This window comes from Bradyrhizobium iriomotense (assembly GCF_018130765.1).
Lineage (GTDB): Bacteria > Pseudomonadota > Alphaproteobacteria > Rhizobiales > Xanthobacteraceae > Bradyrhizobium > Bradyrhizobium iriomotense_A.
Genome location: NZ_JAFCJZ010000001.1, coordinates 548,475 through 574,061, shown reverse-complemented (window position 1 = coordinate 574,061; position 25,587 = coordinate 548,475). Strand labels below are relative to the sequence as shown.

The 25,587-nt window shown below is 64.4% G+C and carries 25 protein-coding genes; 14 read left to right on the top strand and 11 right to left on the bottom strand.

What is annotated here, in order from left to right; genetic code table 11:
• Positions 1–127: 127 nt before the first annotated feature.
• The 3 genes from JQ635_RS02740 to JQ635_RS02730 all read left to right on the top strand — a co-directional run bounded on the left by JQ635_RS02740 (position 128) and on the right by JQ635_RS02730 (position 5,429).
• Positions 128–2,437, top strand: a complete 2,310-nt coding sequence (locus JQ635_RS02740; RefSeq protein ID WP_211408314.1) for an NADP-dependent malic enzyme — start codon at positions 128–130, stop codon at positions 2,435–2,437.
• Between the two features lie 301 nt (positions 2,438–2,738).
• Entirely contained in the window at positions 2,739–3,191 is a 453-nt protein-coding gene (locus JQ635_RS02735) for a DoxX family protein (protein WP_211408313.1), read from the top strand.
• A 246-nt stretch (positions 3,192–3,437) separates the two neighbouring features.
• Entirely contained in the window at positions 3,438–5,429 is a 1,992-nt protein-coding gene (locus JQ635_RS02730; RefSeq protein WP_211408312.1) for a tetratricopeptide repeat protein, read from the top strand.
• Between the two features lie 87 nt (positions 5,430–5,516).
• Here the strand turns inward: JQ635_RS02730 and JQ635_RS02725 are convergent, their stop codons facing one another.
• From JQ635_RS02725 to JQ635_RS02710, 4 genes are all read right to left on the bottom strand, one after another.
• Positions 5,517–6,080, bottom strand: coding sequence for a dihydrofolate reductase (locus tag JQ635_RS02725; protein ID WP_211408311.1), 564 nt, complete (start codon positions 6,078–6,080; stop codon positions 5,517–5,519).
• A 7-nt stretch (positions 6,081–6,087) separates the two neighbouring features.
• The gene (locus JQ635_RS02720) at positions 6,088–7,101 is read right to left on the bottom strand and encodes a polysaccharide deacetylase family protein (RefSeq protein WP_211408310.1); all 1,014 of its coding nucleotides are present in this window, start codon (positions 7,099–7,101) and stop codon (positions 6,088–6,090) included.
• Between the two features lie 165 nt (positions 7,102–7,266).
• Positions 7,267–7,836: a glutathione peroxidase gene (locus JQ635_RS02715; protein WP_211408309.1), complete on the bottom strand. Its 570-nt coding sequence runs from the start codon at positions 7,834–7,836 to the stop codon at positions 7,267–7,269.
• An 88-nt stretch (positions 7,837–7,924) separates the two neighbouring features.
• A complete protein-coding gene (locus JQ635_RS02710; protein WP_211408308.1) occupies positions 7,925–9,532 on the bottom strand; it encodes a L,D-transpeptidase family protein in 1,608 nt (535 codons plus the stop codon).
• Between the two features lie 204 nt (positions 9,533–9,736).
• On the opposite strand from JQ635_RS02710, the gene JQ635_RS02705 reads away from it, so the two are divergent.
• Entirely contained in the window at positions 9,737–10,285 is a 549-nt protein-coding gene (locus JQ635_RS02705; RefSeq protein ID WP_211408307.1) for a CreA family protein, read from the top strand.
• Between the two features lie 11 nt (positions 10,286–10,296).
• On the opposite strand, the gene JQ635_RS02700 is transcribed toward JQ635_RS02705, so the two are convergent.
• Complete coding sequence (locus JQ635_RS02700) at positions 10,297–10,515, bottom strand: hypothetical protein (RefSeq protein ID WP_246583238.1); 219 nt, start codon at positions 10,513–10,515, stop codon at positions 10,297–10,299.
• 407 nt (positions 10,516–10,922) lie between these two features.
• Between JQ635_RS02700 and JQ635_RS02695 the strand changes: the two genes are divergently transcribed.
• Complete coding sequence (locus tag JQ635_RS02695) at positions 10,923–11,087, top strand: hypothetical protein (RefSeq protein ID WP_211408306.1); 165 nt, start codon at positions 10,923–10,925, stop codon at positions 11,085–11,087.
• Between the two features lie 33 nt (positions 11,088–11,120).
• A complete protein-coding gene (locus JQ635_RS02690; RefSeq protein ID WP_026312261.1) occupies positions 11,121–11,483 on the top strand; it encodes a hypothetical protein in 363 nt (120 codons plus the stop codon).
• 12 nt (positions 11,484–11,495) lie between these two features.
• Here JQ635_RS02690 and JQ635_RS02685 read toward each other — a convergent pair whose 3' ends face one another.
• On the bottom strand, positions 11,496–11,741 hold the full coding sequence (locus JQ635_RS02685; protein ID WP_211408305.1) for a DUF6719 family protein: 246 nt from the start codon (positions 11,739–11,741) through the stop codon (positions 11,496–11,498).
• A gap of 67 nt (positions 11,742–11,808) precedes the next feature.
• Positions 11,809–13,296 carry a PLP-dependent aminotransferase family protein gene (locus JQ635_RS02680; protein ID WP_211408304.1) on the bottom strand — a complete coding sequence of 496 codons (1,488 nt, stop codon included), beginning with the start codon at positions 13,294–13,296 and terminating at the stop codon, positions 11,809–11,811.
• Between the two features lie 75 nt (positions 13,297–13,371).
• Here JQ635_RS02680 and JQ635_RS02675 point away from each other — a divergent pair, with 75 nt between their 5' ends.
• The 5 genes from JQ635_RS02675 (at position 13,372) to kynU (ending at position 18,583) form a co-directional block, all read left to right on the top strand.
• Positions 13,372–14,097 carry a pyridoxamine 5'-phosphate oxidase family protein gene (locus JQ635_RS02675; protein ID WP_211408303.1) on the top strand — a complete coding sequence of 242 codons (726 nt, stop codon included), beginning with the start codon at positions 13,372–13,374 and terminating at the stop codon, positions 14,095–14,097.
• A 54-nt stretch (positions 14,098–14,151) separates the two neighbouring features.
• On the top strand, positions 14,152–15,429 hold the full coding sequence (locus tag JQ635_RS02670; RefSeq protein WP_211408302.1) for an ArgE/DapE family deacylase: 1,278 nt from the start codon (positions 14,152–14,154) through the stop codon (positions 15,427–15,429).
• A gap of 249 nt (positions 15,430–15,678) precedes the next feature.
• Positions 15,679–16,488 carry an alpha/beta hydrolase gene (locus JQ635_RS02665; protein ID WP_211408301.1) on the top strand — a complete coding sequence of 270 codons (810 nt, stop codon included), beginning with the start codon at positions 15,679–15,681 and terminating at the stop codon, positions 16,486–16,488.
• A 33-nt stretch (positions 16,489–16,521) separates the two neighbouring features.
• Positions 16,522–17,361, top strand: a complete 840-nt coding sequence (kynA, locus tag JQ635_RS02660; RefSeq protein ID WP_211408300.1) for a tryptophan 2,3-dioxygenase — start codon at positions 16,522–16,524, stop codon at positions 17,359–17,361.
• 19 nt (positions 17,362–17,380) lie between these two features.
• Positions 17,381–18,583, top strand: coding sequence for a kynureninase (gene kynU / locus JQ635_RS02655; protein ID WP_211408299.1), 1,203 nt, complete (start codon positions 17,381–17,383; stop codon positions 18,581–18,583).
• A gap of 21 nt (positions 18,584–18,604) precedes the next feature.
• On the opposite strand, the gene JQ635_RS02650 is transcribed toward kynU, so the two are convergent.
• The gene (locus JQ635_RS02650; RefSeq protein ID WP_211408298.1) at positions 18,605–19,858 is read right to left on the bottom strand and encodes an acyl-CoA dehydrogenase family protein; all 1,254 of its coding nucleotides are present in this window, start codon (positions 19,856–19,858) and stop codon (positions 18,605–18,607) included.
• A gap of 251 nt (positions 19,859–20,109) precedes the next feature.
• On the opposite strand from JQ635_RS02650, the gene JQ635_RS02645 reads away from it, so the two are divergent.
• Complete coding sequence (locus tag JQ635_RS02645; RefSeq protein WP_211408297.1) at positions 20,110–21,060, top strand: helix-turn-helix domain-containing protein; 951 nt, start codon at positions 20,110–20,112, stop codon at positions 21,058–21,060.
• A 15-nt stretch (positions 21,061–21,075) separates the two neighbouring features.
• Here the strand turns inward: JQ635_RS02645 and JQ635_RS02640 are convergent, their stop codons facing one another.
• The 3 genes from JQ635_RS02640 to JQ635_RS02630 all read right to left on the bottom strand — a co-directional run bounded on the left by JQ635_RS02640 (position 21,076) and on the right by JQ635_RS02630 (position 24,250).
• Positions 21,076–21,594: a flavin reductase family protein gene (locus JQ635_RS02640; protein WP_246583237.1), complete on the bottom strand. Its 519-nt coding sequence runs from the start codon at positions 21,592–21,594 to the stop codon at positions 21,076–21,078.
• Positions 21,595–21,608: 14 nt separating this feature from the next.
• The gene (locus JQ635_RS02635) at positions 21,609–23,027 is read right to left on the bottom strand and encodes an NtaA/DmoA family FMN-dependent monooxygenase (RefSeq protein ID WP_211408295.1); all 1,419 of its coding nucleotides are present in this window, start codon (positions 23,025–23,027) and stop codon (positions 21,609–21,611) included.
• 434 nt (positions 23,028–23,461) lie between these two features.
• Entirely contained in the window at positions 23,462–24,250 is a 789-nt protein-coding gene (locus JQ635_RS02630; protein WP_211408294.1) for a cobalamin-binding protein, read from the bottom strand.
• A gap of 118 nt (positions 24,251–24,368) precedes the next feature.
• Here JQ635_RS02630 and JQ635_RS02625 point away from each other — a divergent pair, with 118 nt between their 5' ends.
• Entirely contained in the window at positions 24,369–24,767 is a 399-nt protein-coding gene (locus JQ635_RS02625; RefSeq protein ID WP_211408293.1) for a PaaI family thioesterase, read from the top strand.
• Between the two features lie 153 nt (positions 24,768–24,920).
• Positions 24,921–25,526 (top strand): GNAT family N-acetyltransferase, encoded by a 606-nt coding sequence (locus tag JQ635_RS02620; RefSeq protein WP_211408292.1) that lies wholly within the window; start codon positions 24,921–24,923, stop codon positions 25,524–25,526.
• Positions 25,527–25,587: the final 61 nt, after the last annotated feature.

Sequence of the window (25,587 nt, the reverse complement as noted above, 5' to 3'; positions counted from 1 at the left end):
AATCGGATGTTGCCACCGGGGCGCCCGCCGTGCTTCATCCCGTTTCCACGACCCGGAAATACCCTCCGCTTGGACGATTGCTCCGGATCGTGCATTTTGAGGCCGGTAACGCGAGGCGAGACACCGCATGTCGTCCTATTCTGATGATCTCCACCAGGCGGCGCTCGCCTACCATCGTCTGCCGCGCCCCGGAAAGCTCGAGATCCAGGCGAGCAAGCCGCTTGCCAACCAGCGCGACCTTGCGCTCGCCTATTCTCCGGGCGTTGCGGCTGCCTGCACCGAGATCGCCAAGAACCCGGCCGAGGCCGCCACGCTGACCACCCGCGCCAATCTGGTCGCCGTGGTCTCGAACGGCACCGCGGTGCTCGGCCTCGGCAATATCGGCCCGCTGGCCTCCAAGCCGGTGATGGAGGGCAAGGCCGTCCTGTTCAAGAAATTCGCCGGCATCGACGTGTTCGACATCGAGATCGCCGCCGACACCATCGACCGTGTGGTCGAGACGGTGGCGGCGCTCGAGCCGACCTTCGGCGGCATCAATCTGGAAGACATCCGTGGACCGGAATGCTTCGAGATCGAGGCGCGGCTGAAGGAGCGCATGAAGATCCCGGTCTTCCATGACGACCAGCACGGCACCGCGATCATCGTCGCCGCCGCCATCACCAATGGCCTCCGGCTCAATGGCAAGAAGCTGTCGGACGTCAAGATCGTGGCGTCGGGGGCAGGGGCGGCCGCGATCGCGACGCTCAATCTGCTGGTGTCGATGGGCGCGCAGCGCAAGAACATCTGGGTCTGCGACATCGACGGCCTCGTGCACGAGGGCCGCAACACCTCGATGGACCGCTGGAAGGCGGTCTATGCGCAGAAGACCGACAAGCGCACGCTCGGCGACGTCATCGGCGGCGCAGACATCTTCATCGGGCTATCGGCACCGGGCGTGCTCAAGCCGGAGATGGCGCAGGCGATGGGCGACAAGCCGCTGATCATGGCGCTCGCCAACCCGACCCCGGAGATCATGCCGGAGGAGGCGCGCAAGGTGCGCCCCGACGCCATGATCTGCACCGGCCGCTCGGACTATCCGAACCAGGTCAACAACGTCCTCTGCTTCCCCTTCATCTTCCGCGGCGCGCTCGACGTCGGCGCCAGCGCCATCAACGAGGAGATGAAGCACGCTGCCGTCGAGGCCATCGCCCAGCTCGCGCGCGAGGCGCCGTCCGATGCTGTGGCGCAGGGTTTTGACACCGGTGAGGCGGGCGGCTTTGGTCCGGGCTCGCTCATTCCGAGCCCGTTCGATCCAAGGCTCATCCTGCGCGTGGCGCCTGCGGTTGCGAAGGCCGCGATGGAGTCGGGCGTAGCGACGCGTCCCATCACCAATTTCGACGAATATGCTGCGCTGCTCGAGCGCTTCGCCTTCCGCTCCGGCCTCGTCATGAAGCCGATGTTCGCCAAGGCCAAGACCCAGCCGGTGCGTGTGATCTACGCCGAAGGTGAGGACGAGCGGGTGCTGCGCGCCACGCAAGTGGTGCTGGAGGAGAAGCTGGCGACGCCGATCCTGGTCGGCCGCCCGTCGGTAGTGGAGGCGCGCATCAAGCGTTTCGGCCTGTCGATCAAGGCAGGCAAGGATTTCGACCTCGTCAATCCCGAGGACGATCCGCGCTACCGCTCCTATGTGCAGTCCTATGTCGAGGTCGCCGGCCGCCGCGGCGTGACGCCGGATGCGGCGCGCACGGTGGTGCGCACCAACAACACGGTCATCGCGGCGCTCGCGGTGACACGCGGGGAGGCGGATGCGATGCTCTGCGGCGTCGAGGGCCGCTACATGAGCCATCTGCGCCATGTCCGCGAGATCGTCGGCTTCTCGCCGGGGATCAGCGATTACGCCGCGCTGGCGCTGCTGATCACCAGCAAGGGCGCCTTCTTCATCGCCGACACGCAGGTCCGCCCCAATCCGAGCGCGGAGGAGCTTGCCGAGATCGCCTCGCTCGCCGCGGTCCACGTCCAGCGCTTCAACATCAAGCCGAAAATCGCCTTCGTCTCGCATTCGGATTTCGGCAGCTACGACACCGAATCCTCGCGCAAGATGCGCCGGGCGACCCAGCTCTTGAAGGAGAAGCATCCGGAGATCGAGGCCGACGGCGAGATGCAGGGCGACACCGCGCTCTCCGCCGCCGCCCGCCGCATGGTGTTGCCGCACTCCAAGCTCGAGGGCGAGGCCAATATCATGATCATGCCGACGCTGGACACCGCCAACGTCGCCTATCAGATGATCAAGTCGCTGGCGGACGCGCTGCCCGTCGGCCCGATCCTGATCGGCCCGGCGCGCCCGGCGCATATCCTCACCCCCTCGGTGACCGCGCGCGGCATCCTCAACATGACGGCAGTCGCAGTCGTCGAAGCGCAGGAGCGCGCGGCACGACAGCAGCCGACGTTGTTTACCTGAGGCGCTTTCTTACCCTCTCCCCCTGTGGGAGAGGGTGGCTCGCCGCGTAGCGGCGAGACGGGTGAGGGGTTGCTTCCGCACACACGTCTCTTTCAGTTGAACCCGCGGATAGATACCCCTCATCCGGCGCTTCGCGCCACCTTCTCCCACAAGGGGAGAAGGGGGACCACACGTGTGGCGCGCTTTTGAATTGCTTTCAGTTTTCCATTTCACCGTTTGAAAAGCGCAAACGGACTCATCATAATCCCTCGCGCTTTCGTCCGAGTTCCGATTTCAAAAAGCCTGAGCCAAGAGGCCGATCATGCCAGCGTTCGTGACTTTCGGGCGGATCCTGTTCGCCGTGCTGTTCATCTACACGGGCGCCACCAAGCTGTTCGCCATCCAGGCGACCGCTGATTTCATCGCCACCAAGGTCGTGGTGCCCGACATCGTCGCGCCCTACGCCAAGCAGGTCGAGACGGCGACCGCCATGACCACGCCGCAGCTGCTGGCCATCGGAATCGGCGCCCTCGAGGTCATCGCAGGCCTGATGATCGCGCTGAACTTCGGTGCGCGCTTCTTTGCGATGCTGCTGATCATCTACGTCGCGGTCGCCACCGTCCTGTTCGACGACTTCTGGAATCAAGCGGCGCCCGACAACGCCAAGATGGTGGTCGACGCGCTCAAGAACCTCTCGATCATCGGCGCGCTCTGCATGATCATAGGCTACGGCCGCACCACGCGTCCCGCCGAGGCGGCTTACGGCGACGTGTAGCTGACGTATCACGCCTGTCGGCCTGGCTGGCATCCAAAGCAATCGAAGCCGAAATCTCGGGTTAGCGGCTGCTGACGCGTCGACGCTTGCGCGGTGTCCAGCTTCGCGCAAGGTCGTTGCTGGAGAGTGGTCGGGGCGAGGCGTCAGGCAAGTTCGAGAGCCGCTCGGCGTTCAAGCGGCTTGCCTGGCCGTATCGTTCGTCGGGGCAGGCCGCTTCGCATTCGCATCGATGATGGGCCCATCGCAATGTACGCCGAACAGTCGTCAGGATCTGTCACAGTCGAGGCCGGTCTCGCGCACCATCGCGCAGGCCGCTTGCCGCAAGCGGAGGCGATCTATCGGCAAATACTGGCATCCGAGCCGGATCGTGCGGACTGTATTTTCCTTCTGGGGATTGCTTCGCTCCAGGTTGGTCACCACGACAGGGCGCTCGATCTCTTCATCCGTGCCGTCAATCTCCAACCTCGCAACAGCTTCTATCACAGCAGCAAGGCTGCCGCTCTGCACGGTCTCGGACGAAGGGACGAGGCCATCGCGAGCTATCAGGAAGCGCTGCTGCATAAGCCCGACAATCTGGATGTGCACATCCAGCTTGCGAGCCTGATGGGTGAGTGCGGCGACGTCGCGGGTGAGGAGGCCCACTACCGGCTCGCGCTGCAATACGCTCCTGATCACGTCGATACCCGTTTCAATCTCGCCAATCTGCTGGTGAGACGGAAGCAATTCGGCGAGGCGGTCAGCGAGTTTCGGCAGGTGCTGCGGCACAGGCCGGATTTTGCGCAGGCTCATTTGAACCTTGGGGCGGTGCTGTTCGAGCTAACCGCTTTCGAGGAATGCGAGCGTTGCTATCGTGAGGCGCTGCGCCTCGATCCGACATATGCCGAGGCCTATTGTAATCTTGGTGGTCTTCTCACCAAATTGGGGCGCCTCGACGAGGCGGAGGTCAATCTTCGCGAGGCCTGCAAACTCAATTCGTCTTTTCCCGAGGCCTTGAACAACCTCAGTGAATTGCTGCGGCTCCGGGAGCGGCCGGAAGAGGCGGAAGCATGCTGCAGGGAAGCTTTGCGTCTGAAGCCCGACGATGTGCAGGCGCAAGTGAACCTCGGCAATGCCCTTCGCGAGCAAGGTCATTTCCACGAAGCGGAATCCTGCTATCGCGCGGCTCTCGATCACAACGCGGCTCAGCCCAAGGCGCTCAATAATCTCGGCGCCTTGCTGCTCGATCTTGGGCGGCCTGAAGAAGCCATTCGGAGTTTACGAATGGCAGTGTCGCGGAGGCCGGACTATCCCGACGCGCATTTCAACCTTGGGGTCGCGCTGTTGCTCGACGGCCAGTTCGACGAAGGCTGGCGGGAATATGAGTGGCGGTGGAGGCAGGACAGCAAGAAGCCGCATCTGCGCGGCTTCCGCCAGCCGCTCTGGGATGGAGCAGATATCGGTGATCGGGTCCTGCTGCTGCATGCAGAGCAGGGCCTCGGCGACACGCTCCAGTTCTGTCGCTTCGTGCCGGCCATTGCGGCGGGGCGGCGGGTCGTCGTCGAGGTTCAGCGGCCGTTGGTGCCGCTCCTGGCGGGGCTGCCGGGATTCGAGACCATCGTCGCCCGTGGTGATCCGCTGCCGCCGTTCGATCTGCACTGCTCACTGGTGAGCCTGCCGGGGGTCCTTGGCACCACCCTCGAAACCATTCCGCAGCAGGCATCCTATCTCCGGGCCGATCCGCAACGCACGGCGGCCTGGCGCCAGCGGGTCGGGCAGCTCGATGGCCTGCGGGTGGGCCTGGTCTGGGCGGGCAATCACACGATGAGCGGCGACCGCCGCCGATCCATGCCGCTCGAACGCTTCTCAGAGTTGGCGGACCTGCCGGGCGTGAGTTTCGTCTCGTTGCAGAAGGGGTCCGCGGCCGGCCAGTCGCCGCCGCCCGGTCTGGTCTTGCACGATTGGACGGAATATCTCCACGATTTCGGCGAAACCGCCGCGCTGGTCGAGGCACTGGATCTGGTCATCAGTGTCGATACTGCGGTCGCGCATCTTGCAGGAGCGCTTGGCCGCCCCGTCTGGCTGCTCAATCGCTTCGATCGCTGCTGGCGATGGTTGCTGAACCGCGACGACAGCCCCTGGTATCCGACGCTGCGGCAATTCCGGCAACCTCAGCCCGCCGACTGGTCAAGCGCCCTCAAGGACGTGCGCGCCCAACTCGAGAAGTCCGCTCTCGAACATCGCACGCGCTTGGATCGCTAACGGCGTCGTTGATTTTGCATGCCAAACGGGCGCGTTGTGCGCGGGTATCAAAACACCGGTACTGTGCATGGGGTTGTTCTTCGAGTTTTAGTCGGAAGCTCTCGCCGGCTGCCACGGCGTCACCGTCACGTCATGCGCCGCATCGAGCAGGTAGGGCGTGCCCGGCTTCATCCCGTGCGACGCCAGCACCTGGTGCGGCGTCCGCTCCGGCACGCCGACAAAGCAGCCTTCGCCGCCGGGTAGCCGGACATGGGGGGCTTCCGACAGCCAGAACGTGTCGTAGCGGTCCATGAACATGTCGAACACGACGGGGCCGCCGATGATCGCGACGGTGCCGGAAGCGACGTCGGCGAATGCGCAGGCCTCCTCGAAGCTCGCATGCTCCGGATTCCACAATGTCGCGTTCGGCATCTCCGGATCGACCGTGAGCGCCTTGATCTTGCGGGTCAGGATTAGCCGCTTGCGCTTCGGCGAATTCGGCTGCTGCTCATGCGAGCGCCGGCCGTGCACGACCAGCGCGGCACGATCGAGCGCCTGCTCGAAGAACAGCTTGTCGCCCTCGAATCTCAACGTCTCAGGCATGATGTGCGACGGATCGGCGAGCATGCCGTCCGCGGAGACGATGACGTAGCCTTCGATACGGAAAGACAAGCGCAGGCTATTCGGAAACGGTCGTCACCACGGAATTGACCGGGCGCTGGCTCACCGTCGGCAGCTTCACGTCCTTCATCAGCTCCTGGTCGTATTCGGGCAGCGACGATGCCGGGAATTTCGCGCGCATCGCCACCACCTTGTAGCCTCCGGCCTTCAGGCGCTTGAGCAGCTCGGGCAGGGCTTCGGCGGTGTGCTTCTGGAAGTCGTGCATCAGGATGATGCCCTTGCCCTTGGCGTCGAGCTTCTTCATCACGGTCTCGATCACCTTCTCGGGCTTGGAGGCCTTGAAGTCGAAGGAGTCGATGTCGCAGGAGAAGATCGCGGTGTTGCGGTTGCCGAGATAGGTGACCATCTCCGGCGGATGCTGGAGCGCCGGGAAGCGGAAGAACGGCGACGGCGAGATGCCGCCGAGCGCCCACTTCACCGCGGAAAGGCCCTTCTCGATCTCTTCCTTGCGCTGCGCTTCGTTTAGCTTCTTGTTGTTGAGGTTGGCGTGCGACCAGGTGTGGGTGCCGACCGTGTGGCCGGCCGCATAGACCTGCTTCAGGATCTCCGGCTCGTAGGTGGCGTGCTTGCCGATCGAGAAGAAGATGCCGGTGGTGCATTCATCGGCGAGCGCCTTCAGCACGGCGGGCGTGTTCTTCGGCCATGGGCCGTCGTCGAAGGTCAGCACCACCTCCTTGTCGCGCAGGAAATCGAGCTCCTTGAAATGCTCGAACCCGAAGCCCGGCCCGCCCGTGGTGTCGATCTCGACGGTGCGGGCGACACCGAGCGCACCTTGCGTGTTGCAGGCCGCGCGCGCCGGCTGCGGCGCCTGTTTCGGCGGGGGTGGATTGACGAAGCCTGCCGGCGCGGCGGCTGCTGCCGGAGCCGCAGCGGGCGCAGCGGCGGCCGGCGCTGCCGCTGGTGCAGCTTGAGTGGCGGCGGCGGGCTTGGCGGTCGGCGTCTGCGACCATGCCGCGCCCGTCATCGCTAGAGACATCGCGCTTGCCAAAATCAGTCCTGCCGCCACGCGCATGGTGTTGTCCTCGAGATTGATCCCGTTGTTCCGCCGTGGCTTTTCGCCTCCGGCCAAACCTTCCCGCCCCAAACGATCCTAGCCTAGATGGTGGGCCCTCGCCATTGCAACGGCTGTTTGGCATCCCGCCACAATTGTGCCCAACCGGATTGGCCTCGCGTCGTGTCAGCTGTCGGCCAGCGCTCTGGCGACGGCCGTCTTGACCCGGGTGTCGGTCGGCTCGACCGCGGACGGAAACACCTCGGCGATATAGCCGTCACGGCCGATCAGGTATTTGTGGAAGTTCCAGCGCGGAACTTCGCGCGGGCGCGCCTCGGCCGCCCACTTGTAGAACGGATGCGCCTTGGCGCCGACCACCACGGCCTTGGCAGCGATCGGGAAGGTAACGCCGTATTGGTGGTGCGCGGTCTCCGTGATCTCGCTGGTGCCGCCGGGCTCCTGGCCGCCGAAATCATTGGAGGGTACGCCGATCACGGTGAGTCCGCGTTCGCGAAACTCGCCCCAGAGCTCTTGCAGGCCGGCATATTGCGGCGTGTATCCGCAGAGCGATGCGGTGTTGACTACCAGCAGCGGTTTGCCCGTGTAGGCGGCGAGTCGGATGTCGTCGCCTGACAATGCAGGGAAGGAGAAGGCGTAGGCCGAAATCCGGCTCATGCCGGCATCGGCGTAGGCGCGCGTCATCGGCGCGGCGGCGCCTGCAAGTGCCGCGATGAGCAGTGTCCTTCGGTTCATCATGACGGCGTCCCCCGAAATGATCGGGGGGCATGTTACTCCGCCGGCACAGCCGGACCGCTCAATACCGCGTTATCGGGAGCGACGAGCTTTAGTACAGGCGGACGATGAAATCGGTGCCTTCGCCGGTCTCGCCCTGGTTGATGCCCTGGTCGGAGACGATGATTGAGCCGCCGGAGGTCAGCATCTCGTTGATCTTCGCCATGGTGTCGGCGGGGACCGAGATGCGGTCGAGCGCTTCGGCGGGGCTGTCCGGTGTCACCACCGGCTTTGCGGCGACGGGGATCACGGCGGCGCCACCCTTGCGGCGCGCAACGCGGCCGTCATCTTCGCGCGCGGCGGAGCGGGCGGTGACGGGCAGCGACACCACCGACCAATGCAGCGCATTGGAATCGGCTTTGTCGACTTCGGCGGTGAAGACATGCGTGCCGAGCGGCCGGTCGCTCGCGGCGATCGTCACGGGCACCTCGAACAGCGGCGAAAAGTTCTGCCGCACATAGAGCTTGGAATCCTTGCGGCTGATGAAGACCGCGATCTGGCCGGCCCGCTTGGGCGCGTCCGGCTTTGCCGCCGGCGCAGGATCGGCGAGGCGGGTCTCGTCCTTCTTGGCGTCCGGTGCGGGCGCCGTAGCCGTCACTGCGGCGTCGGGCTTCTTGGCAGAATCAGCCTCAGTCTTCGCCGTTTCTGACTTTGCCGTTTCTGACTTTGGTGCGTCAGACTTTGGTGTGTAGCTCTTGGCAGCCTCGACCTTGTCGTCGGTCGCTGCCGGAACCTTGGGCGCTTCCGCAGTCTCGGCGGTCTTCGTCTCGGACGTCGCCTCGGCCTTGTCAGTCGTCGCGTCCGCTTCCGTGCGGGCAGGTGCATTGCCCGTTGTGATGTCCGACATGACAGTGTGGCCGACCGACGAGCGCAGCTCCGGCACCGAATCTGCGCTGGCGGTCCTGGTCTCAAGCGGCTTGGCTTCAGTGACCTTGGCGGCCGCGCCCTTGTCGGCCTTGTCGCCGACATTGGTCTGCGGCTCCAGGCTGGCGGCGGGCTGCGGCGGCACGCGCAACGAGGCGAGCAACGGATGCTGGAAGCTATGCGGTGTCATCTCGCCGGGCGAGACGATGACGCGCGCGCCCATCTTGGTCCAGTTCCACATCTTCACCGCGAACGCCATCGGCATGCGGATGCAGCCGTGCGAGGCCGGATAACCCGGCAGCACGCCGGCATGCATGGCGACGCCGGACCAGGTGATCCGCTGCATGTACGGCATCGGGGCGCCGCTGTAGATGTTGGAGTGGTGGAATTTGTGCTTCTGGATGACGCTGAACACACCCATTGGCGTCGAATGGCCCTTCATGCCGGTCGACACCGGAGATTCCGCGAACACGCCGTTGCTGTCGTAGAGCGTTACCTTCTGCCGCTCGATCGAGACGACGATGACGAGGGGACCTTGCGGCTTGCTGCCGGCTTCCTTCTCGGCGACGATCTCTTTCTTGCCTGCGGCGCCGCGCTTCTGCGGCGGCTTCTGGCGCGGGATGTCGGGATGCCGATCCTGCCGGGCGTAATAGGACCCGTCGGAATAATCCGTCCAATAATAAAACGCTGCGTCAGCCTGGCTTGCCGTTCCGATCGCACCCGCCGCCGTCAAAATGGCGACCTGCCAAATCCGCATTGGCTTGGTAGCAAAACCGGACACGTTCACGCTGTTCATCCTCGAATCCATAATCCAAATCATTAGTCTCGCAGAGGGGATACGCGTTCACCAGCAGAGCGGTTCTGCCATCAGCTAATTTTGTCCAAGACGTAGCAAAAAAGCCTCACGGACCGGTAAACGGCGGCCGTACCCGGCTTGCCGTCGTCTTCCTGACCGGCCAGTCGATGCCTACATTGCGGGGACTTGTTACCGGAGAACTTCATGTCATCTCGTTTCCCCGGTCTTTCCGGCATCCGCTTGAAAGGCCTCGCTTTCTTCCTCTTGGCGCTGGCTGTGCCGCTGGCTTCCGCATCCGCCGCTGATGAGCCCGATCTGATCTTCCGCCGCTCCACCGTGTTCAAATGGATGAGCCCGAACGACAAGCTCGCGACCTATGGCCTCGACGACCCCGAAGTCGAGGGCGTCGCCTGTCACTTCACGGTACCGGAGAAGGGCGGTTTCAAGGGGTGGCTGGGGCTGGCCGAGGAGGTCTCGGACATCTCGCTCGCCTGCCGCCAGATCGGTCCGATCAAGTTTAGGGGCAAGATGGAGCAGGGCGACGATATGTTCCGCCAGCGCCGCTCCTTGTTCTTCAAGAAGATGCAGATCGTGCGCGGCTGTGACGCCAAGCGCAACGTGCTGGTCTACATGGTCTATTCGGACAAGCTGATCGAGGGTTCACCGAAGAATTCAACCTCGACGGTGCCGATCATGCCGTGGGGACCGGCTGACGCCAGCGTCCAGAAGTGCGGTGAATTCTTCACTCAGTGACGTACTGGCGTTCACTCAGCGACGCGTTGGCGGCTGACGCGCGGTTTTGCGAGATGCGAGCCGGTCAGCCGCACGAACGTTTGCGGCGAGGCTTCGAAGCCACGGCTTGATTGCAGCGCCATTTCGTTCGCCGAAGTGGCGCGGTTGCGAACAGGTCGTTGATCTCCGCGGTCCGTCCGCAGGTCCGCCTCGCGTAGCGTTGCGCGATCTTGCGCCATCATGATGGCCATTCCTCACTTGGATGCGGCCGGTGATCCCGGCGTCTCGGTTTCGATGGCTTGGGTCGCGGCCGAAGCGTCCCTGGTTCGACGGGACCCAGCCTTCGTTTGGCTTCTCTTCAGCAGAAAAACGTAAAACGCATGTGAAGCGTGCAAGGCGGGCGCATGACGCTGCCCGCGTCCGGCACAGTTGTGCGCTGCGACGGCGAGTTGTGAGGCCGCTTTGAGCCGCCGTGCGACGTGACTGAAATGATTGGTATTTTCCGAGAATTGTTTCGTCGCCTCGGACGGGACGAAACAATTCGCACGCGGATGAAACCATTTTCCGGTGTTGGCGCATCACGCGCGAAACCGCCCATGGTTATCAGCCTCACAACGACGACGGCGCACCGCCGGCCGCGGAATTGAGGGACAAGACCATGCGCGCGCTCAGCTTTATCCTTGCGTTCGGCTTTGTGCTCGCCGGTTCCTCGTTCGCGGGGATGCCCGATGGCAATCTTCCTGGCATCGGCACCTTCCAGTACTCCGGCTCGCCGGTCATGACACCGGCGCCGCAACCGATCCTTGTCGCTGCCCGCTTCTGATCGCCAACCAGAAATCAGCCGGCAATGGCCATCATGTTGCTTCGATTCTGCGCCGCGGCGTTCATCGCCCTTCTGACGATCAATTCCGTGCAGGCGCAGGTGCGCGCACCGTCGCGACTGCCGGATCCACGCAGCGAATTCGTGCGCCAGTGTGCGCCGCGGATGCTCGGACGCTGGGAGCATCCGGAAGAAGTCTGCGGCTGCTTGCATGACCATGCCGCCGCGGTCGTCGAGGACCGCGATTTGCGCGAAGCGCTGCTGCGTGGCATCAGCGAGACCGGCGTGCCGACGATCGAGACTGACTGGGTGCCGACGTCGAAGCAAAGCGAGATCGGCCCGACCTTCACCAAGATCGCAAAGCCCACGCTTCAGTGCATGTTCGATCCGGCGAAGTAGCTTCTCAGATCATCATTTCGTCTTCGGCCCGTGCCGCGGCACGCAGGAGCTTGTGCGCGTGACGCCCTTGTCGGTCATCTTCGCGCCGCGCACTTCCTTGACCTGACCGGCGGGACAGGTCCCGTCATCCACGAGCACGCGCTGGCCGAGCTTCAGATCCACGATGTCCTGCTCGCGCCCGATGGTGGCCGCGCGTGCCGTCGAGGCAAGCGCGAGGGAGATCAGGAGCGAGAGGCAGGTCGCGTGGCGCAGAAGCATGATGTGAGGTCCCGGCGTCGATGCCGCAATCTAGGGAGCGGCGGCCGATTCTCATAGTGAAGCTTCGTCACGCCCGACGGGCCGACTTGCCCTTTGCTCGCAAGGCCGCGCGCGATTCCCGTGCGAGCCGCTCGGCGGATGCCACGAGCTGCGGAACCGCATGCCCGGAAAATCCCAGCACGAAGCCGGGCAGGGGCCGTGCGCGCGAATAGGTGTCGGCCAATAGCCAGCCCTCCGCGCCGGCGGCCTGCTTCGCCTCGGCTGCGACCGCCAGTTCGACCGATGGATCGAACCGGGCGACAAGATGCAGGCCCTGTGATGGCACCGGCACGGACAGTACGCCGTCGGAGCTGGCTTCCAGCGTCCCGGCCAGTGCATCGCGCGCCTCTCGATAGAGCTTTCGCACCCGTTTCAGGTTCGCTGCGAACGCGCCGGAATTGAGCATGTCGGCGACCGCGCCCTCCATCAGCGTGCCGGGAAAGCGGTCGAGCGCGGCGCGCGCTGTGGTCACGTCGCCGATCAGGCGCTCGGGCAGGGCGCAATAACCGATGCGCAGGCCCGGAAACAGCGTCTTGGCGAACGTGCCCATGTAGATCACGCGCTGGAGATGATCGATGCCGGCGAGCGACATCAGCGGCGCGCCGTCGTAGCGGAACTCGCTGTCGTAATCGTCCTCCAGCACGAAGGCGCCGGCCTGCCTCGCCCAGTCCAGCAGCTCCAGCCGCCGCGGCATCGACATCTGCACGCCCAGTGGAAACTGGTGCGACGGCGTCACATAGGCCGCGCGCGCGGAGGGCGCTGTGGTGCGGCCCCTGGCGACGCGCATGCCGTGCTCGTCGACGGGGACGGGCACGGCACGATAGCCGCAATGCGCGATGGTTTTTCGCGCGGCGGGGTAACCCGGGTCCTCGCACCACACTTGATCGCCTGCCTTGAGGATCGCACTCAGCACGATGCGGAGCGCGTGCAGCGTGCCCGAGGTCAGCATGATCTGGTCGGGATCGCAGCGCAGCCCGCGCGCCGACAGCAGATGGTCGGCAATCGCAGCACGCAGCTCGCGGCTGCCGCGGGGATCACCATAGTGCAGGTGCTCGGACCCGAATGCGCGCATGCGGCGGCCGACGAAAGCGCGAAAACGCTGCACGGCGCGTTCGTCGATATGGGTGCAGCCGAGCGCGAACGCGCCTTGTCCTGGCGTTTCCACCTTCACTTTCGGCTTGTTCGGTCCAGCCACGCGCGCCGGAATCCGCGCGGCGACGAAGGTGCCGGAGCCGACGGTTGCGTCGGCAAAGCCGTCGGCGATCAGCCGCTCATAGGCGGTGACGACGGCGTTGCGCCGGAAGCCCGTTTGCTTCGCCAGCGTGCGCGAGGGCGGTAGCGGTTCACCGGGCTTGACGAGGCCGGAGACGATCATCTCGCAAAGTGCCTGATAGAGCCGGTGCGCGGCCGAGCCGCCAGCCGTGATGTGCGGGCCGGTAAGGTCGAGCGGCAGCTCGGGCTTTGACGGCGAAGGGGTCTTGGCGGCCGCGGAAGAATTGGTCGGAATTTTTCGCATGGAATTGGTACTATCGCAGACCAAATCCGCCGCTACAACTGCTCTGGAATTGTTCCAAGCCCGACAGGAGCGGCCGTGAACCAGACCGAGACCTCGAATTCCTATCCGACGTCAGCGCGCAATCAGGTGAAGCGCCGTCACGACCGCGGCTTCTACGATCACGACACCGTTCATCGCATCCTGGATTCCTCGATGCTCTGCCACGTCTCCTATGTGATCGACGGCCAGCCCTATTGCACGCCGACCTTCTTCTGGCGCGAGGGGACGAGGCTCTACTGGCACGGCTCGAGCGCCAGCCGCATGTTGCGTAACCAGACCAAAGGCGAGCGCGTCTGCCTGACGGTTGCCCATCTCGACAGTCTCGTGCTGGCGCGCTGCGGCTTCAACCATTCCGCTGACTATCGCGCGGTCATGGCGTTCGGCACCGCCTATCTCGTCACCGACGCGGACGAGAAGGAGCGTGCGGTGATCGCCATGGTCGATCGCTTCTTCCCGGACCGCACCGCGAGCCTGCGGGCGAGCAGCACGCAGGAGATCAAGGCAACCTCCTTCATCGCCATGGAGATCGAGGAGGCCTCGGCAAAAGTCCGCGCCAAGGGCGTGGCCGATGATGATGAGGACTATGAATTGCCGATCTATGCCGAGCGCATTCCCGTGCGCACCGTGCTCGGCGCGCCGGAACCTTGCTCGCGTCTGCTCGACGGTGTGACGCGCCCTGCGACGCTCAGTGGCTATTCGGAAGGCCGACTGCTCGAAGATGCATTGCGGGATGCATATTTTGTGGAGTACCCGAACGGCTGAAATCGGCTAGCTTGCGCGCTCCCTGAGGATCATTTGAATGCCTGGAGTTGCCTGATGAATGCCGAAACGCAGCAGCGGATTCTCGACGCCGTCGACGCCGGCTTCGAAGCCCAGCTTGCGACCACCCGCGATTTCGTCGCGATCCCATCGACCCGCGGAGCCGAGGGGCCGTGCCAGGACATGATCGGCGACCTCCTGCGCGCGCGCGGCTACGAGGTCGACGACTGGCACATCAATGTCGACGATCTCAAGGATCTGCGCGGCTTCGGCCCGATCGAGCACGATTTCTCCAAGGCGCGCTCGGTGGTGGGCACCTACTGTCCACAAACCAATGGCGGCAAATCGCTGATACTCCAGGGGCACTGCGACGTGGTGCCGGCAGGACCTTTGGAATTGTGGGACACGCCGCCGTTCTCGCCTGTCATCAAGGACGGCAAGATGTTCGGCCGCGGCGCCTGCGACATGAAGTCGGGCACCATCGGCGCGCTCTATGCGCTAGATGCAATCAAGGCAGCGGGCCTGACGCCGACCGCGCGGATCCACTTCCAGTCCGTCATCGAGGAGGAGAGCACCGGCGTCGGCGCGCTCTCGACGCTGCAGCGCGGCTATCGTGCGGACGCCTGCTTCATCCCGGAGCCGACCGGCGGCAAGATGGTGCGTTCGCAGGTCGGCGTGATCTGGTTCCGGCTGCGCGTGAAGGGACACCCGACCCATGTCGCCTTCGCCGGATCAGGCTCCAATGCGATCATGGCGGCCTATCATCTCGTCCATGCGCTGCAAAAGCTCGAGATCGAATGGAACGAGCGGGCCAAGGCCGATCGCCATTTCAAGACGCTGAACCATCCCATCAACTTCAATCCCGGCATCATCAAGGGCGGCGACTGGGCGTCCAGCGTTCCGGCCTGGTGCGACGTCGATTGCCGCATCGCGATCCTGCCGGGCTGGTCGGTCGCCGATCACCAGAAGGAGATCGCCGCCTGCGTCGCTGCCGCCTCGCGCAACCACCGCTTCCTCGCCAACAACCCGCCGCAGATCGAATGGTCGGGCTTTTTGTCGGAAGGCTATGAGCTGACCGATGCGGCCGAGCCGGAGGCTGCGTTCGGGAAGGCCTTCAACAAGGTCTATGGCGGCATGCCGGAGGATCTCGTCTTCACGGCGCTGACCGATACGCGCTTCTATGGCCTGAACCACGGCATCCCCAGCCTCTGCTTCGGCGCCAGCGGCGGCGAGATGCACGGCTTCAACGAGTATGTCGACCTGGACTCGCTGAAGAAGACGACCAAGGCGATGGCGCTGTTCATCGCGGAATGGTGCGGGGTGGAGAAGGCGTAGCGGTCGCCTCAGGCACAGCTCTCGTAGGGTGGGCAAAGGCGCACTTGCGCCGTGCCCACGAGTTCTACCCGACATGACCAAGTGCGTGGGCACGCTTCGCTTTGCCCACCCTACGGTATCTCGGCTGGAGCCCCTTTGCCCGAAACACGGGCTCCCCCAATCTTTTAAGCTTAAAAGAAAGACTAGGATGCCGGCCGCGGCGGTGGCAGACTGGCGCCCGGTTCGCTGGACGAGTCCTCGGGAGCAACGATGCGCGATTGGGATGATGCTTACGCCAATTCGGCCCATATCCCGGGCTCGGACAAGATGCCGGCGCTGTGGGCGGAGCGGGCGGCGGCCTACCGGGCCGGGCTGAAGGATTTTCGCGCCGACATCGCCTATGGTTCCGGTGAGCGCCAGACGTTCGACCTGATCCTGCCTGACGGCGACAGCAAGGGCCTCGTCGTGTTCGTCCATGGCGGCTACTGGATGCGCTTCGACAAGTCGGCCTGGACCGATCTGGCCGAAGGCGCGCGGCATCATGGTTGGACCGTGGCACTGCCGAGCTACACGCTGGCCCCTGGCGCGCGAATCTCCGACATGACAGCCGAAATCACCGCCGCGATCGCCAAGGCCGCTGCGCTCGTCTCCGGCCCGATCCGGCTCGCCGGGCATTCGGCCGGCGGCCATCTCGTCACCCGCATGCTGTGCGACGACAGCCGGCTCGAACCTGCCGTCTTCAACCGCATCGCCGGCACGCTCTCGATCAGCGGCCTGCATGATCTGCGCCCGCTACTCAAGACGAAGATGAACGACACGCTGCGCATGACCATGGAAGAGGCGAGCCTCGAAAGTGCGGCGCTGCATCTGCCGCGCGGCCATTCGCCTGTGACCGCCTGGGTCGGCGGCGGCGAGCGCCCCGAATTCATCCGGCAGGCCGACCTGCTGTCCAATGTCTGGACCGGTTTCGACGTGCCGACACGCCTCGTGGTCGAGCCTGCACTGAACCATTTCACTGTCATCGACGGGCTCAAGGATCCGTCGTCGCAGATCACCGCGCGCCTGATCGGCCTTGATTGAGGAGGCCGGAATGATCGATCGGGAGGGCCAGCCATGACGTCCAGCGATTACGATCCCGCAAGCGAAGGCGCCGAGACCGATTTCGCAAAGCGCATGTCCTATGGCGACTATCTCGCGCTCGATTCGATCCTCGGTGCGCAGCATCCGCTGTCGGAGGCGCATGACGAGATGCTGTTCATCATCCAGCATCAGACCACGGAGCTGTGGATGCGGCTCGCTATCCACGAGCTCAGCGCCGCGCGCCGCGCCATCGCCAAAGACGAGGTTGCCCCCGCCATGAAGATGCTGGCGCGGATGTCGCGCATCTTCGAGCAGCTCAACAATGCCTGGGACGTGCTACGGACCATGACGCCGAGCGAATATACACGCTTCCGCTCGCAGCTCGGCCAATCCTCGGGTTTCCAGTCGCGCCAGTACCGGCTGATTGAGTTCCTGCTCGGCAACCGCAACCATGCGATGCTGAAGCCGCACGCGCACGATGTCGAGACGACGAAGCTGCTCGAAGCCGAGCTTGCGACGCCCAGCCTCTATGACGAGGTGCTCAGGCTCGCCGACCGCAACGGGCTGAAAATGCCGCCGGCGGTGCTGGCGCGCGATGTCCGCGAGACCCACAGCTTCAACGAAGGCGTGCTGCAGGCCTGGCGTATCGTCTATGAGGCGCCGGAGACGCACTGGATGCTCTACGAGCTCGCCGAAAAGCTGGTCGATTTCGAGGACTATTTCCGGCGCTGGCGCTTCAACCACGTGACCACGGTCGAGCGCGTCATCGGCTTCAAGCGCGGCACCGGCGGCACCGGCGGCGTCAGCTATCTCAAGCGCATGCTGGAGGTCGAGCTGTTTCCCGAACTCTGGCGCGTCCGCACCATTCTGTAGAAATGCCCAAGAAATGCCTATGACCAGATATCGCGTCTATGATGACACCAAGGCTCTGTTCCATCTGCCCGAGGGCGTGATCTATCTCGACGGCAACTCGCTCGGTGCGCTGCCGCTGGGCGTTGCCGAGCGCGTCAACCGCGTCATCACGACCGAGTGGGGCGATGAGCTGATCCGCGCCTGGAACACCGCCGGCTGGTACGCCCAGCCGCGCCATGTCGGCGATCGCATCGCCCGGCTGATCGGCGCGGAAGCCGGCTCGGTGATGGTCGGCGACACGCTGTCGCTCAAGGTCTACCAGGCGCTGGCCGCTGCGCTCGACATGACCGCCTCGCGCAAGGTCGTCCTGTCCGACACCGGCAATTTCCCGACCGATCTCTACATGGCCGAAGGCCTGATCGAAACGCTCGGGCGCGGTCATCAACTGCGCCTGGTGGCACCGGAGGAGATCGAGGCGTCGCTGTCGGAGGAGATCGCGGTGCTCTACATCACCGAGGTCGATTACCGCACCGGCCGGCGCCACGACATGGCGAGACTGACGGCGAAAGCGCATGCGCTCGGCATCGTCACGGTCTGGGATCTCGCGCATTCGGCCGGTGCGCTGCCGGTCGATCTTGCCGGCTGTGGCGCCGATTTCGCCGCAGGGTGCACCTATAAATACATCAACGCTGGCCCCGGCGCGCCGGCCTTCCTCTACGTCGCCCCGCGCCACGCCGACACCGCGCGCGCAGCCTTGTCGGGGTGGATGGGCCATGCCAAGCCCTTTGCGTTCGAGCTTGCCTATGCCGCCGCCGGCGGCGTCGAGCGCATGCGTGTCGGTACCCCGCCGGTGCTGGCGATGGCGGCGCTGGAAGCTTCGCTCGACATCTGGGACCGCGTCGATATCGCCGAGGTCCGGGCCCGCTCGCTGGCGCTCGGCGATCTCCTGATCGCCGAGGTCGAGCGCCGCTGCCCCTCGCTGAAGCTGGTCACGCCGCGCGCGCATGAGCGCCGCGGCTCGCAGGTCTCCTTCGCCTTCGACGGCGGCTACGCCGCCATGCAGGCGCTGATCGCGCGCGGCGTCATCGGCGATTTCCGCGCGCCCGACATCATGAGGTTCGGCCTCACGCCGCTCTATATCGGCGAGAGCGAGGTGATGAAGGCGGCCGAGATCATCGAGGACGTGATCGCGGGTGAGGTGTGGCGGCGACCGGAACACCAGGTCGTGAATGCCGTGACGTGAGCGGCGAGCCGATCCCGGCGTTCACGCGCCGAACGTGCCGTAAGGCGCGAAATGCGGATCGTAGGACGGGCTCTTGATGATGCTGTGGAGCTGCCGGCGGCGAGCCCCCATGTTGCCGCCGTCATAGAGCGGGAAGCACATCGCATCGTTCATGAGTTCTGCCAGCGGATGCATGTCGGTGTAGCTGTCGACCCCGACCAGGCGCATGCAGTCGTAGACGACGTTCACGCAGGTCTCCGAGCAGAACACTTTCGTCATCACGGCGAGCTCGTGCTCCTTTCCGCCCGACAGATCGTATTGCTGGCAGGACTTCCAGGTCAGGTAGCGGCAGGCCTCGATCTTCATCTTGATGTCGGCGAGCATGTAGCCGACGGTCGGATAGTCGATGATGGGGTGGGGCCCGGAGCGGGCATCCTTCCTGGCAAAGGCGAGCGCGTGATCGAAGGCGGCGCGCATGACGCCGACGCAGGCGGCGCCGATCAGCGCGGCGGTCCAGGCGAAGTTGGTGGAGACGATCTTGATGCCGTCGCCGGGCTTGCCGATGATGTTGTCGGCGGGAACGCGGACATTCTCGAATTTCATCCGCGGCGAGATCGTTGCCCGGTGTCCCGCCGTGTCCAGAATTCCCGTCACCTGGACGCCCGGCAGGTTGCCCGGCACCATGATGACGGCGAGCGACTCCGGCGCCCCCTTGCTCGGATCGGTTCGGCACACCACGGCATAGAGATGGCAGTTCTTGCCGTCCCAGCCGGTCCCGTTCGTCGTGTAGTGCTTCTCGCCGTTGATGACCCATTCGTCACCCTCGCGCCTGGCAAAGGTCTTCACGCCGAAGCGCGGATCGCGCGCATCGAAGTTTGCACCGCCCGTCACCTCGGTGAAGGCGAGCGCACCGAGCCGGGTTCCATCCTCGATGAAGTCGGGCAGGAAGCGCTTCTTCTGCGCCTCGGTGCCGAAGAACACGATGGGTTTGACGCAGAGACCGGTCCCGAGCAGCGTGCTGGGCACGTTGACATCGACCGCGGCCAGCTCTTCGGCGGCGATGGCGAAGTCGAGTGCGGGAACGTCGGTGCCGCCGACCTCCTTCGGAAACAGCCCTTTGACGAAGCCTGCTTCGACCGCCTTCTTGTGAAACGGCCGCGTTGCATAGAAGCGCTCGTCCGGCTTGCTATACTGGCGGATCGTCGTGCGGACGTCCTTCAGCACCGTGTTCGCGAAGCTGCGTGCGCCGTCACGAAGTGCGGCCTGCTCCGGGCTGAGTACGAAATCGATGGCCATGGCTTTCCCCTCAAGACGTTTCCGCGCACCGCGGTCTCGTGGCGCGCATCGATTGGCGAGCGGAGGCTATGCGCGGGCGCAACGACGGTCTTGCCCGACAGCGCCCGGGCTTTGTGCTGACAGTGAACAGCCTGCATGGGGCAGTCGTTCTGTCTTATCGGTTGCCGAATGTTTGTGCTGAATGCTGGTGCTGTTCTGGCATGGAAAGTGCTTTTTCAGATGTCAGTCTCACTCTGTGTCGAGGATTTGCCATGGCGACCTGGACCACGAACGATCTGCCCGAGCGGGATCAGTTCAGCTATTGGAGAGAGGTCCTCTGCGAGGCCTATATCGCGCTCAATCCGGTGCGCGAACCCGCACCGGGCGGCTTTGCCGGGCATGTCACCGCCCATCCGCTTTCGACGATCAACGTCACCACCATCTCGTCTGGCCGTCAGAAGATCTATCGCGGGCGCTCCGAGATCAGCCGCATGCCGACGGAAGTCTATTTCCTCAATCTGCAGCTCCGGGGGCAATGCTGCATGCAGCAGGGCGGTCGCGCCGCGCTGCTCAATCCCGGCGAGTTCTCGATCGTGGATTCGACGGAGCCTTATCTCAACGACTACTGCAGTGATGATTGGGAGCAGTACTCGTTCCGGATTCCGCGGCATCTGCTGCGTCCGCTGCTGCGCAATCCCGAGAAGGCGACGGCCACGATCGTCGCCGACAATGGCGGCATCAGTACGGTCGCCATCGATCTGCTCAAATCGATCGTACGCAATGTCGAGGGACTTTCGCCGACCGGCGCAACGCTGAGCAGCAGCATGGTCGAGCTCGTGGCGATGTCGCTCGGTGCGACGCAGGCCGCCCAGGAGATGGCGCCGGGCTCCGCGCGGCAGGCGCTATGTGCCTCGCTGGTCTCTCACATCGAGACCAACGTCGCCGATCCCGAGCTGGCGCCGGCCAAGGTCGCCGCCCATTTCGGCATCTCCGTGCGCTATCTGCACAAGGTGCTGGAGGAGGGCGGTCGCTCGTTCGGCCGCCTGGTCCTGGAGCAGCGTCTCGAGCGTTGCGCCAGGGATTTCGTGAAGCAGACGGCGGACAGCGAGACGGTGACCGAGATCGCCTTGCGCTGGGGCTTCAACGACCTCTCGCATTTCAGCCGGACATTTCGCCAGCGGTTCGGAAAGACGCCGCGGGAATATCGCAGCGAGGGTGCGTGAACCGCCGGCGTCGCGTCAGGCGGCTCGCTCCAGCCGCCTGAATGCGCTGTCCATGTAGAGCAGGGGATCGACATCCTGCTCGGCGAGCGCGACCTGCAAGACCTCGCCCAGGAAGATGGTGTGGGTCTCGTAGGCGAGCCGCTGCACCACCTTGCAATCGAACGCGGCGAGCGCCGAAGCCAGCACGGGCGCGCCGGTGATTTGCGTCTGCCAATCGCCGGACGTGAAGCGCTCTGCGCGGCGTGCTGATTGTGAAAAGACGTCGACAAGTTCGAGGTCGGCGGCGGTCAGCAGGTTGACGGCATAGATGCCGGATCGATCGATGACATCGTGCGCCGAGGCGCTCCGGTTGATGCAGACCAGCAGGGTCGGCGGCGCCGTGCTGACCGAGCTGATCGCGGTTGCGACCAGCCCGGCGCGCTGTCCGGCTGCGGCGCTCGTGATGAGCGCGACGCCGGAGGCAAATCTCCGCATGCCCGACTTGAAGGCGTTGGCCCTCGACATCGCGTCGAAGGCAGGCTCGGAACGGTCCATGACAGTCTCATTCCTCATGCGCGTTCCGTCTGCCACTTGACGCCGGTGCTGCCCGCGCTCTTCTCGCCGCCGCCCTTGAAGGCCCCGCGATAGCGCGCAGCGGGGTGGCGCTCGTTCAGCCGGCCGCCGCTGCCGGGGAACATCTTTTCGCGCAACGTGCCCGGTGCGTATTCGCGCTGGGCAAGGCCGCGTTTCTGGAGCACCGGAATCACGTGCTCAATGAAGTCGCGATAGGAGCCTGGAAAATACTGGCAGATCATGTTGATGCCGTCGACGCCCGCATCCTGCCAGGCTTCGAGCTGGTCGGCGATGCTCTCGGGCGTGCCGACGATGCGGCTGTTGTAGGACAGCGCGTAAGCGAGGTCCTGGACGCGCGCTTTCTTGCCGGGATTGCTGGCCTCGAACATGCTGATGAATCCGCGCAGGCCCTCGATGTTGGCCTGTTCGATCGGCATGTCGCGATCGAGCATGCCGAGGTCGATGCCCATGTCCCGGCTGATGTGTGCGGCGAGGCCGTCATAGCTGACGCCCTTGTCGATCTCGTCGGACTTGCGCCACGCTTCTTCCTCCGTGCTGCCCACGACGAAAGAGAAGCCCTGGATGAATTTCAGGTCCTCCGGCCGTCGTCCGTTCGCTGCCGCGACGGCGCGGGTCGCCGCGATGCCTTTGCGCGCGCCTTCGATGGTCGGATAGAGCACGAAGGTGCCTTCCGCGTTGCGCGCGGCGAAGGACTGACCGACCGGCGAGGCGCCGGCCTGGTAGAGCACCGGCGTACGCTGCGGCGAGGGCGAGCAGAGATGCGGCCCCAGCACCCGGTAGCGCTCGCCGGAATGATAGATGCGGTGGATCTTGCTCGCATCGGCATAGACGCCGTTCTCCCTGTCGCCGAGCACCGCGCCTTCGTCCCACGAGCCTTCCCAGAGCTTGTAGACGACCTCCATGTATTCATCGGCGCGGCGGTAGCGCTCGTCATGCGGGATGATCTCGTCGAAGCCGAAATTCTGCGCGGCGTTATGGCTGACGCTGGTGACGATGTTCCAGCCGATGCGCCCGTTGCTGAGATGATCCAGCGTCGACAGCCGCCGCGCGAAGCTGAATGGATGCTCCGACATGATGGAGCTGGTGAAGGTGAGGCCGAGGTTCTCGGTGACGCCGATCAATACCGCGGACAGCGCGGCGGAATCGTTGCAGGGGATCTGCAAGCCTTCCCTGATGTAGGTGTCCCATGATCCCTTGTAGGCCGGGTCGATGCCGATGACATCGGCGAGGAACAGCGCGTCGAAGCAGCCTTGCTCCAGCAGCTTGGTCAGCTCGATCCAGGTGCTGAGCTTGTCGAAATGCATCTGCGTGCTGTCGGGGTGGCGCCACAGTCCGTGATAGATGTGGGAGACGACGTTCATCGAGAAGCAGTTGAGGATCAGACGATTGCGCATGGACAGGCCCCTGGGTTGGTTTCGTCGGATCAGAGGCTAGCGACGTGCGGACAGAGCGTCTTGCTTACGCGCGCCCGGCGTTTGTGCTGGGAGGGAACAGCTGGGGCAGGCTGGGCGCGCGATGCTTGAAGATTGAGTTCGGTATTTCAAGGAGCGTCATTGCGAGCGTAGCGAAGCAATCCAGAATCTTTCCGCGAAGGCAGTCTGGATTGCTTCGCTGCGCTCGCAATGACGAGGTTGGAGCACCCGCATGCTCCAATTGATCACCGTCACCCTGAGGCGCGAGCCGCGGTGCGCAGCAGCGCGAGCGAGCCTCGAAGGGCGACGGCCCGTGGCTGCATCTCGGCCGTTCATCCTTCGAGGCTCCCCGTGCGCCGCTTTGCGCCGCACGGCTCGCACCTCAGGATGAGGGGGCTAGAGAGTCGTCGGCAAATTCACTCGTGCTCGCCCCACAGCGCCTTCACGATCGCATCAAGCCCGTCCGTCAGCGCCGCCGGTCCCGGCTGCAATATGATCGGCGACTTGATCTCGACAATGCGGTCGTTACGCACGGCTGGAATTTCGCTCCAGCCCTCGCGCGCGCGAATGCGGGCAGGGACGACCTTCTTGCCACACCATGATGCGAGGATCACATCAGGCGCAGCCTTACGCACGGCATCCGGTGAAATGATGCGATCCTTCGCGGCCTGCCGATGCCGCAACTCGGTAAACACATCCGTGCCGCCGGCGATCTCGATCAGTTCGGAGACCCAGCCGATGCCGGAGATCAACGGATCGTCCCACTCCTCGAAATAGACCTTTGGCCGCGGCGAGGGGCGTGGCGTTGCTGCAATCGTCGCCAGGCGACGCTCAAAGCCTTGCGCGAGTTGGTCCGCGCGTTCGACCGCACCGACCAGCGCACTCAGCGTCCTGATCATCGCCAGAATCCCAGCGACGTCACGCTGGTTGAAGACATGGACATCAACGCCCGCGCGGACGAGATCGGCAACGATGCCGGCCTGAAGATCGGAGAATGCGAGCACCAGGTCCGGCTCCAGCGCCAGGATCTTCGGGATGTCTGCGGAGACGAAGGCCGACACCCGCGGCTTCTCACGGCGGACCTGGGGCGGACGGACGGCGTAGCCGGACACGCCAACGATGCGGTCCTGCTCGCCGAGCAGGTAGAGTGTCTCGACCGTCTCTTCGGTCAGGCAGACGATGCGGCGGGGCGGGTAGTGGCGCATGGTGGACCATATGCACTCATGCCGCGGATGAAGTCACGGCAACCATTACCTCGGACGTCATTGCCTTGCCGCGCGAAGCAATTCACCTTGAGAACACAAGGAATTGGGAGGAGATTCGATGACGCCGCTCGAGAAACTTAAAGCGATGAAGATGCCGTTCGCCGAGCTCAAAGGCGTCGAGTTCGTCGAGGCCGGGAAGGACCGCGTGGTGGCGCGGATGATGGTCCGGCCTGATCTCTGCACGCTGCACCACACCATCCACGGCGGCGCGGTGATGGCGCTGGCTGATTCCGTCGGCGCCGCGGCAACCGTGATCAACCTGCCCGAGGACGCCAAGGGCACGACCACGCTGGAGAGCAAGACCAATTTCATCGGCGGGGCCAAGGAGGGGGCCACGGTGATTGCCACCGCCACCCCGGTCCACCGGGGCAGGCGGACCCAGGTCTGGACCACCCGGCTGGAGACCGAGGATGGCAAGCTGGTGGCCGTGGTGACCCAGACGCAGCTGGTCCTGTAAGACTACGGAGTCTTTGATTTTGTTAACGAAATAGTTGTTCACGATGCCGCTAAGTTGGGCAGGTTCCCGCCTTGAAAAACGTGTTGCGATGCACAATATAAGGGGCCTAGGGATTCGAACGCCTCCTCGAGGGACACCAAGAGGAGTTTTGACGTGGTACTTCAAGAGACCGTCCGCACTGCCCCGGGCTATGTGCGGACCCTGATTCAGCAGGAAGAATTGCCGCTTTTGCGCGATCACCTGCTGAGACTCGATGCCGAAAGCCGGCACGACCGTTTCAACGGCTTTCTCGACGACAGCTTCATCGAGCGTTACGCCGCCCGCTGCGCCGAGGATGGCACTGTCATCGTCGCCTATATCGTCGACGGCGTGGTCCGCGGTGCGGCTGAGCTGCATCCGCCGGAAGATGGTTCACTGCCCGAGGTCGCTTTCAGCGTGGAGGCTTCCGCACGCCGCCAGGGCGTCGGCACCGTGCTGTTCCGCCGCCTGATCGCGGAGGCGCGCTGGAAGGGATACAAGCAGCTGCGCATCACGACGGGTGCCGAGAATCACGCGATGCGGGCGCTCGCCAGGAAGTTCGGTGCGCATCTGGCCTTCCGCCACGGCGAATCGACCGGAACGATCGATCTGGCCAAGACGCCCGAGGCGGAGTTGGCGGATCTCGCGGCCGCGCCGTTCACGGCGGGCCGGGCTCTGCTCAGCTTCAACTCGACCTGCTGGAAGATCATCTCCAGCATGTACGGCAATCGCGCCGCCTAGTTCAAAGAGCGGATCGGAATCAAAAAGCGGACCGGCAAAACCGGTCCGCTTTTGTGTTTCG

Bases quoted from the DNA above. Each gene is read 5' to 3' on its own strand.
- JQ635_RS02740 (WP_211408314.1), top strand. From the start codon at position 128: ATGTCGTCCTATTCTGATGATCTCCACCAGGCGGCGCTCGCCTACCAT.
- JQ635_RS02735 (WP_211408313.1), top strand. From the start codon at position 2,739: ATGCCAGCGTTCGTGACTTTCGGGCGGATCCTGTTCGCCGTGCTGTTC.
- JQ635_RS02730 (WP_211408312.1), top strand. From the start codon at position 3,438: ATGTACGCCGAACAGTCGTCAGGATCTGTCACAGTCGAGGCCGGTCTC.
- JQ635_RS02720 (WP_211408310.1), bottom strand. From the start codon at position 7,101: ATGCGCGTGGCGGCAGGACTGATTTTGGCAAGCGCGATGTCTCTAGCG.
- JQ635_RS02715 (WP_211408309.1), bottom strand. From the start codon at position 7,836: ATGATGAACCGAAGGACACTGCTCATCGCGGCACTTGCAGGCGCCGCC.
- JQ635_RS02710 (WP_211408308.1), bottom strand. From the start codon at position 9,532: ATGAACAGCGTGAACGTGTCCGGTTTTGCTACCAAGCCAATGCGGATT.
- JQ635_RS02705 (WP_211408307.1), top strand. From the start codon at position 9,737: ATGTCATCTCGTTTCCCCGGTCTTTCCGGCATCCGCTTGAAAGGCCTC.
- JQ635_RS02700 (WP_246583238.1), bottom strand. From the start codon at position 10,515: ATGGCCATCATGATGGCGCAAGATCGCGCAACGCTACGCGAGGCGGAC.
- JQ635_RS02695 (WP_211408306.1), top strand. From the start codon at position 10,923: ATGCGCGCGCTCAGCTTTATCCTTGCGTTCGGCTTTGTGCTCGCCGGT.
- JQ635_RS02690 (WP_026312261.1), top strand. From the start codon at position 11,121: ATGTTGCTTCGATTCTGCGCCGCGGCGTTCATCGCCCTTCTGACGATC.
- JQ635_RS02685 (WP_211408305.1), bottom strand. From the start codon at position 11,741: ATGCTTCTGCGCCACGCGACCTGCCTCTCGCTCCTGATCTCCCTCGCG.
- JQ635_RS02680 (WP_211408304.1), bottom strand. From the start codon at position 13,296: ATGCGAAAAATTCCGACCAATTCTTCCGCGGCCGCCAAGACCCCTTCG.
- JQ635_RS02670 (WP_211408302.1), top strand. From the start codon at position 14,152: ATGAATGCCGAAACGCAGCAGCGGATTCTCGACGCCGTCGACGCCGGC.
- JQ635_RS02665 (WP_211408301.1), top strand. From the start codon at position 15,679: ATGCGCGATTGGGATGATGCTTACGCCAATTCGGCCCATATCCCGGGC.
- kynA (WP_211408300.1), top strand. From the start codon at position 16,522: ATGACGTCCAGCGATTACGATCCCGCAAGCGAAGGCGCCGAGACCGAT.
- kynU (WP_211408299.1), top strand. From the start codon at position 17,381: ATGACCAGATATCGCGTCTATGATGACACCAAGGCTCTGTTCCATCTG.
- JQ635_RS02650 (WP_211408298.1), bottom strand. From the start codon at position 19,858: ATGGCCATCGATTTCGTACTCAGCCCGGAGCAGGCCGCACTTCGTGAC.
- JQ635_RS02645 (WP_211408297.1), top strand. From the start codon at position 20,110: ATGGCGACCTGGACCACGAACGATCTGCCCGAGCGGGATCAGTTCAGC.
- JQ635_RS02640 (WP_246583237.1), bottom strand. From the start codon at position 21,594: ATGGACCGTTCCGAGCCTGCCTTCGACGCGATGTCGAGGGCCAACGCC.
- JQ635_RS02635 (WP_211408295.1), bottom strand. From the start codon at position 23,027: ATGCGCAATCGTCTGATCCTCAACTGCTTCTCGATGAACGTCGTCTCC.
- JQ635_RS02630 (WP_211408294.1), bottom strand. From the start codon at position 24,250: ATGCGCCACTACCCGCCCCGCCGCATCGTCTGCCTGACCGAAGAGACG.
- JQ635_RS02625 (WP_211408293.1), top strand. From the start codon at position 24,369: ATGACGCCGCTCGAGAAACTTAAAGCGATGAAGATGCCGTTCGCCGAG.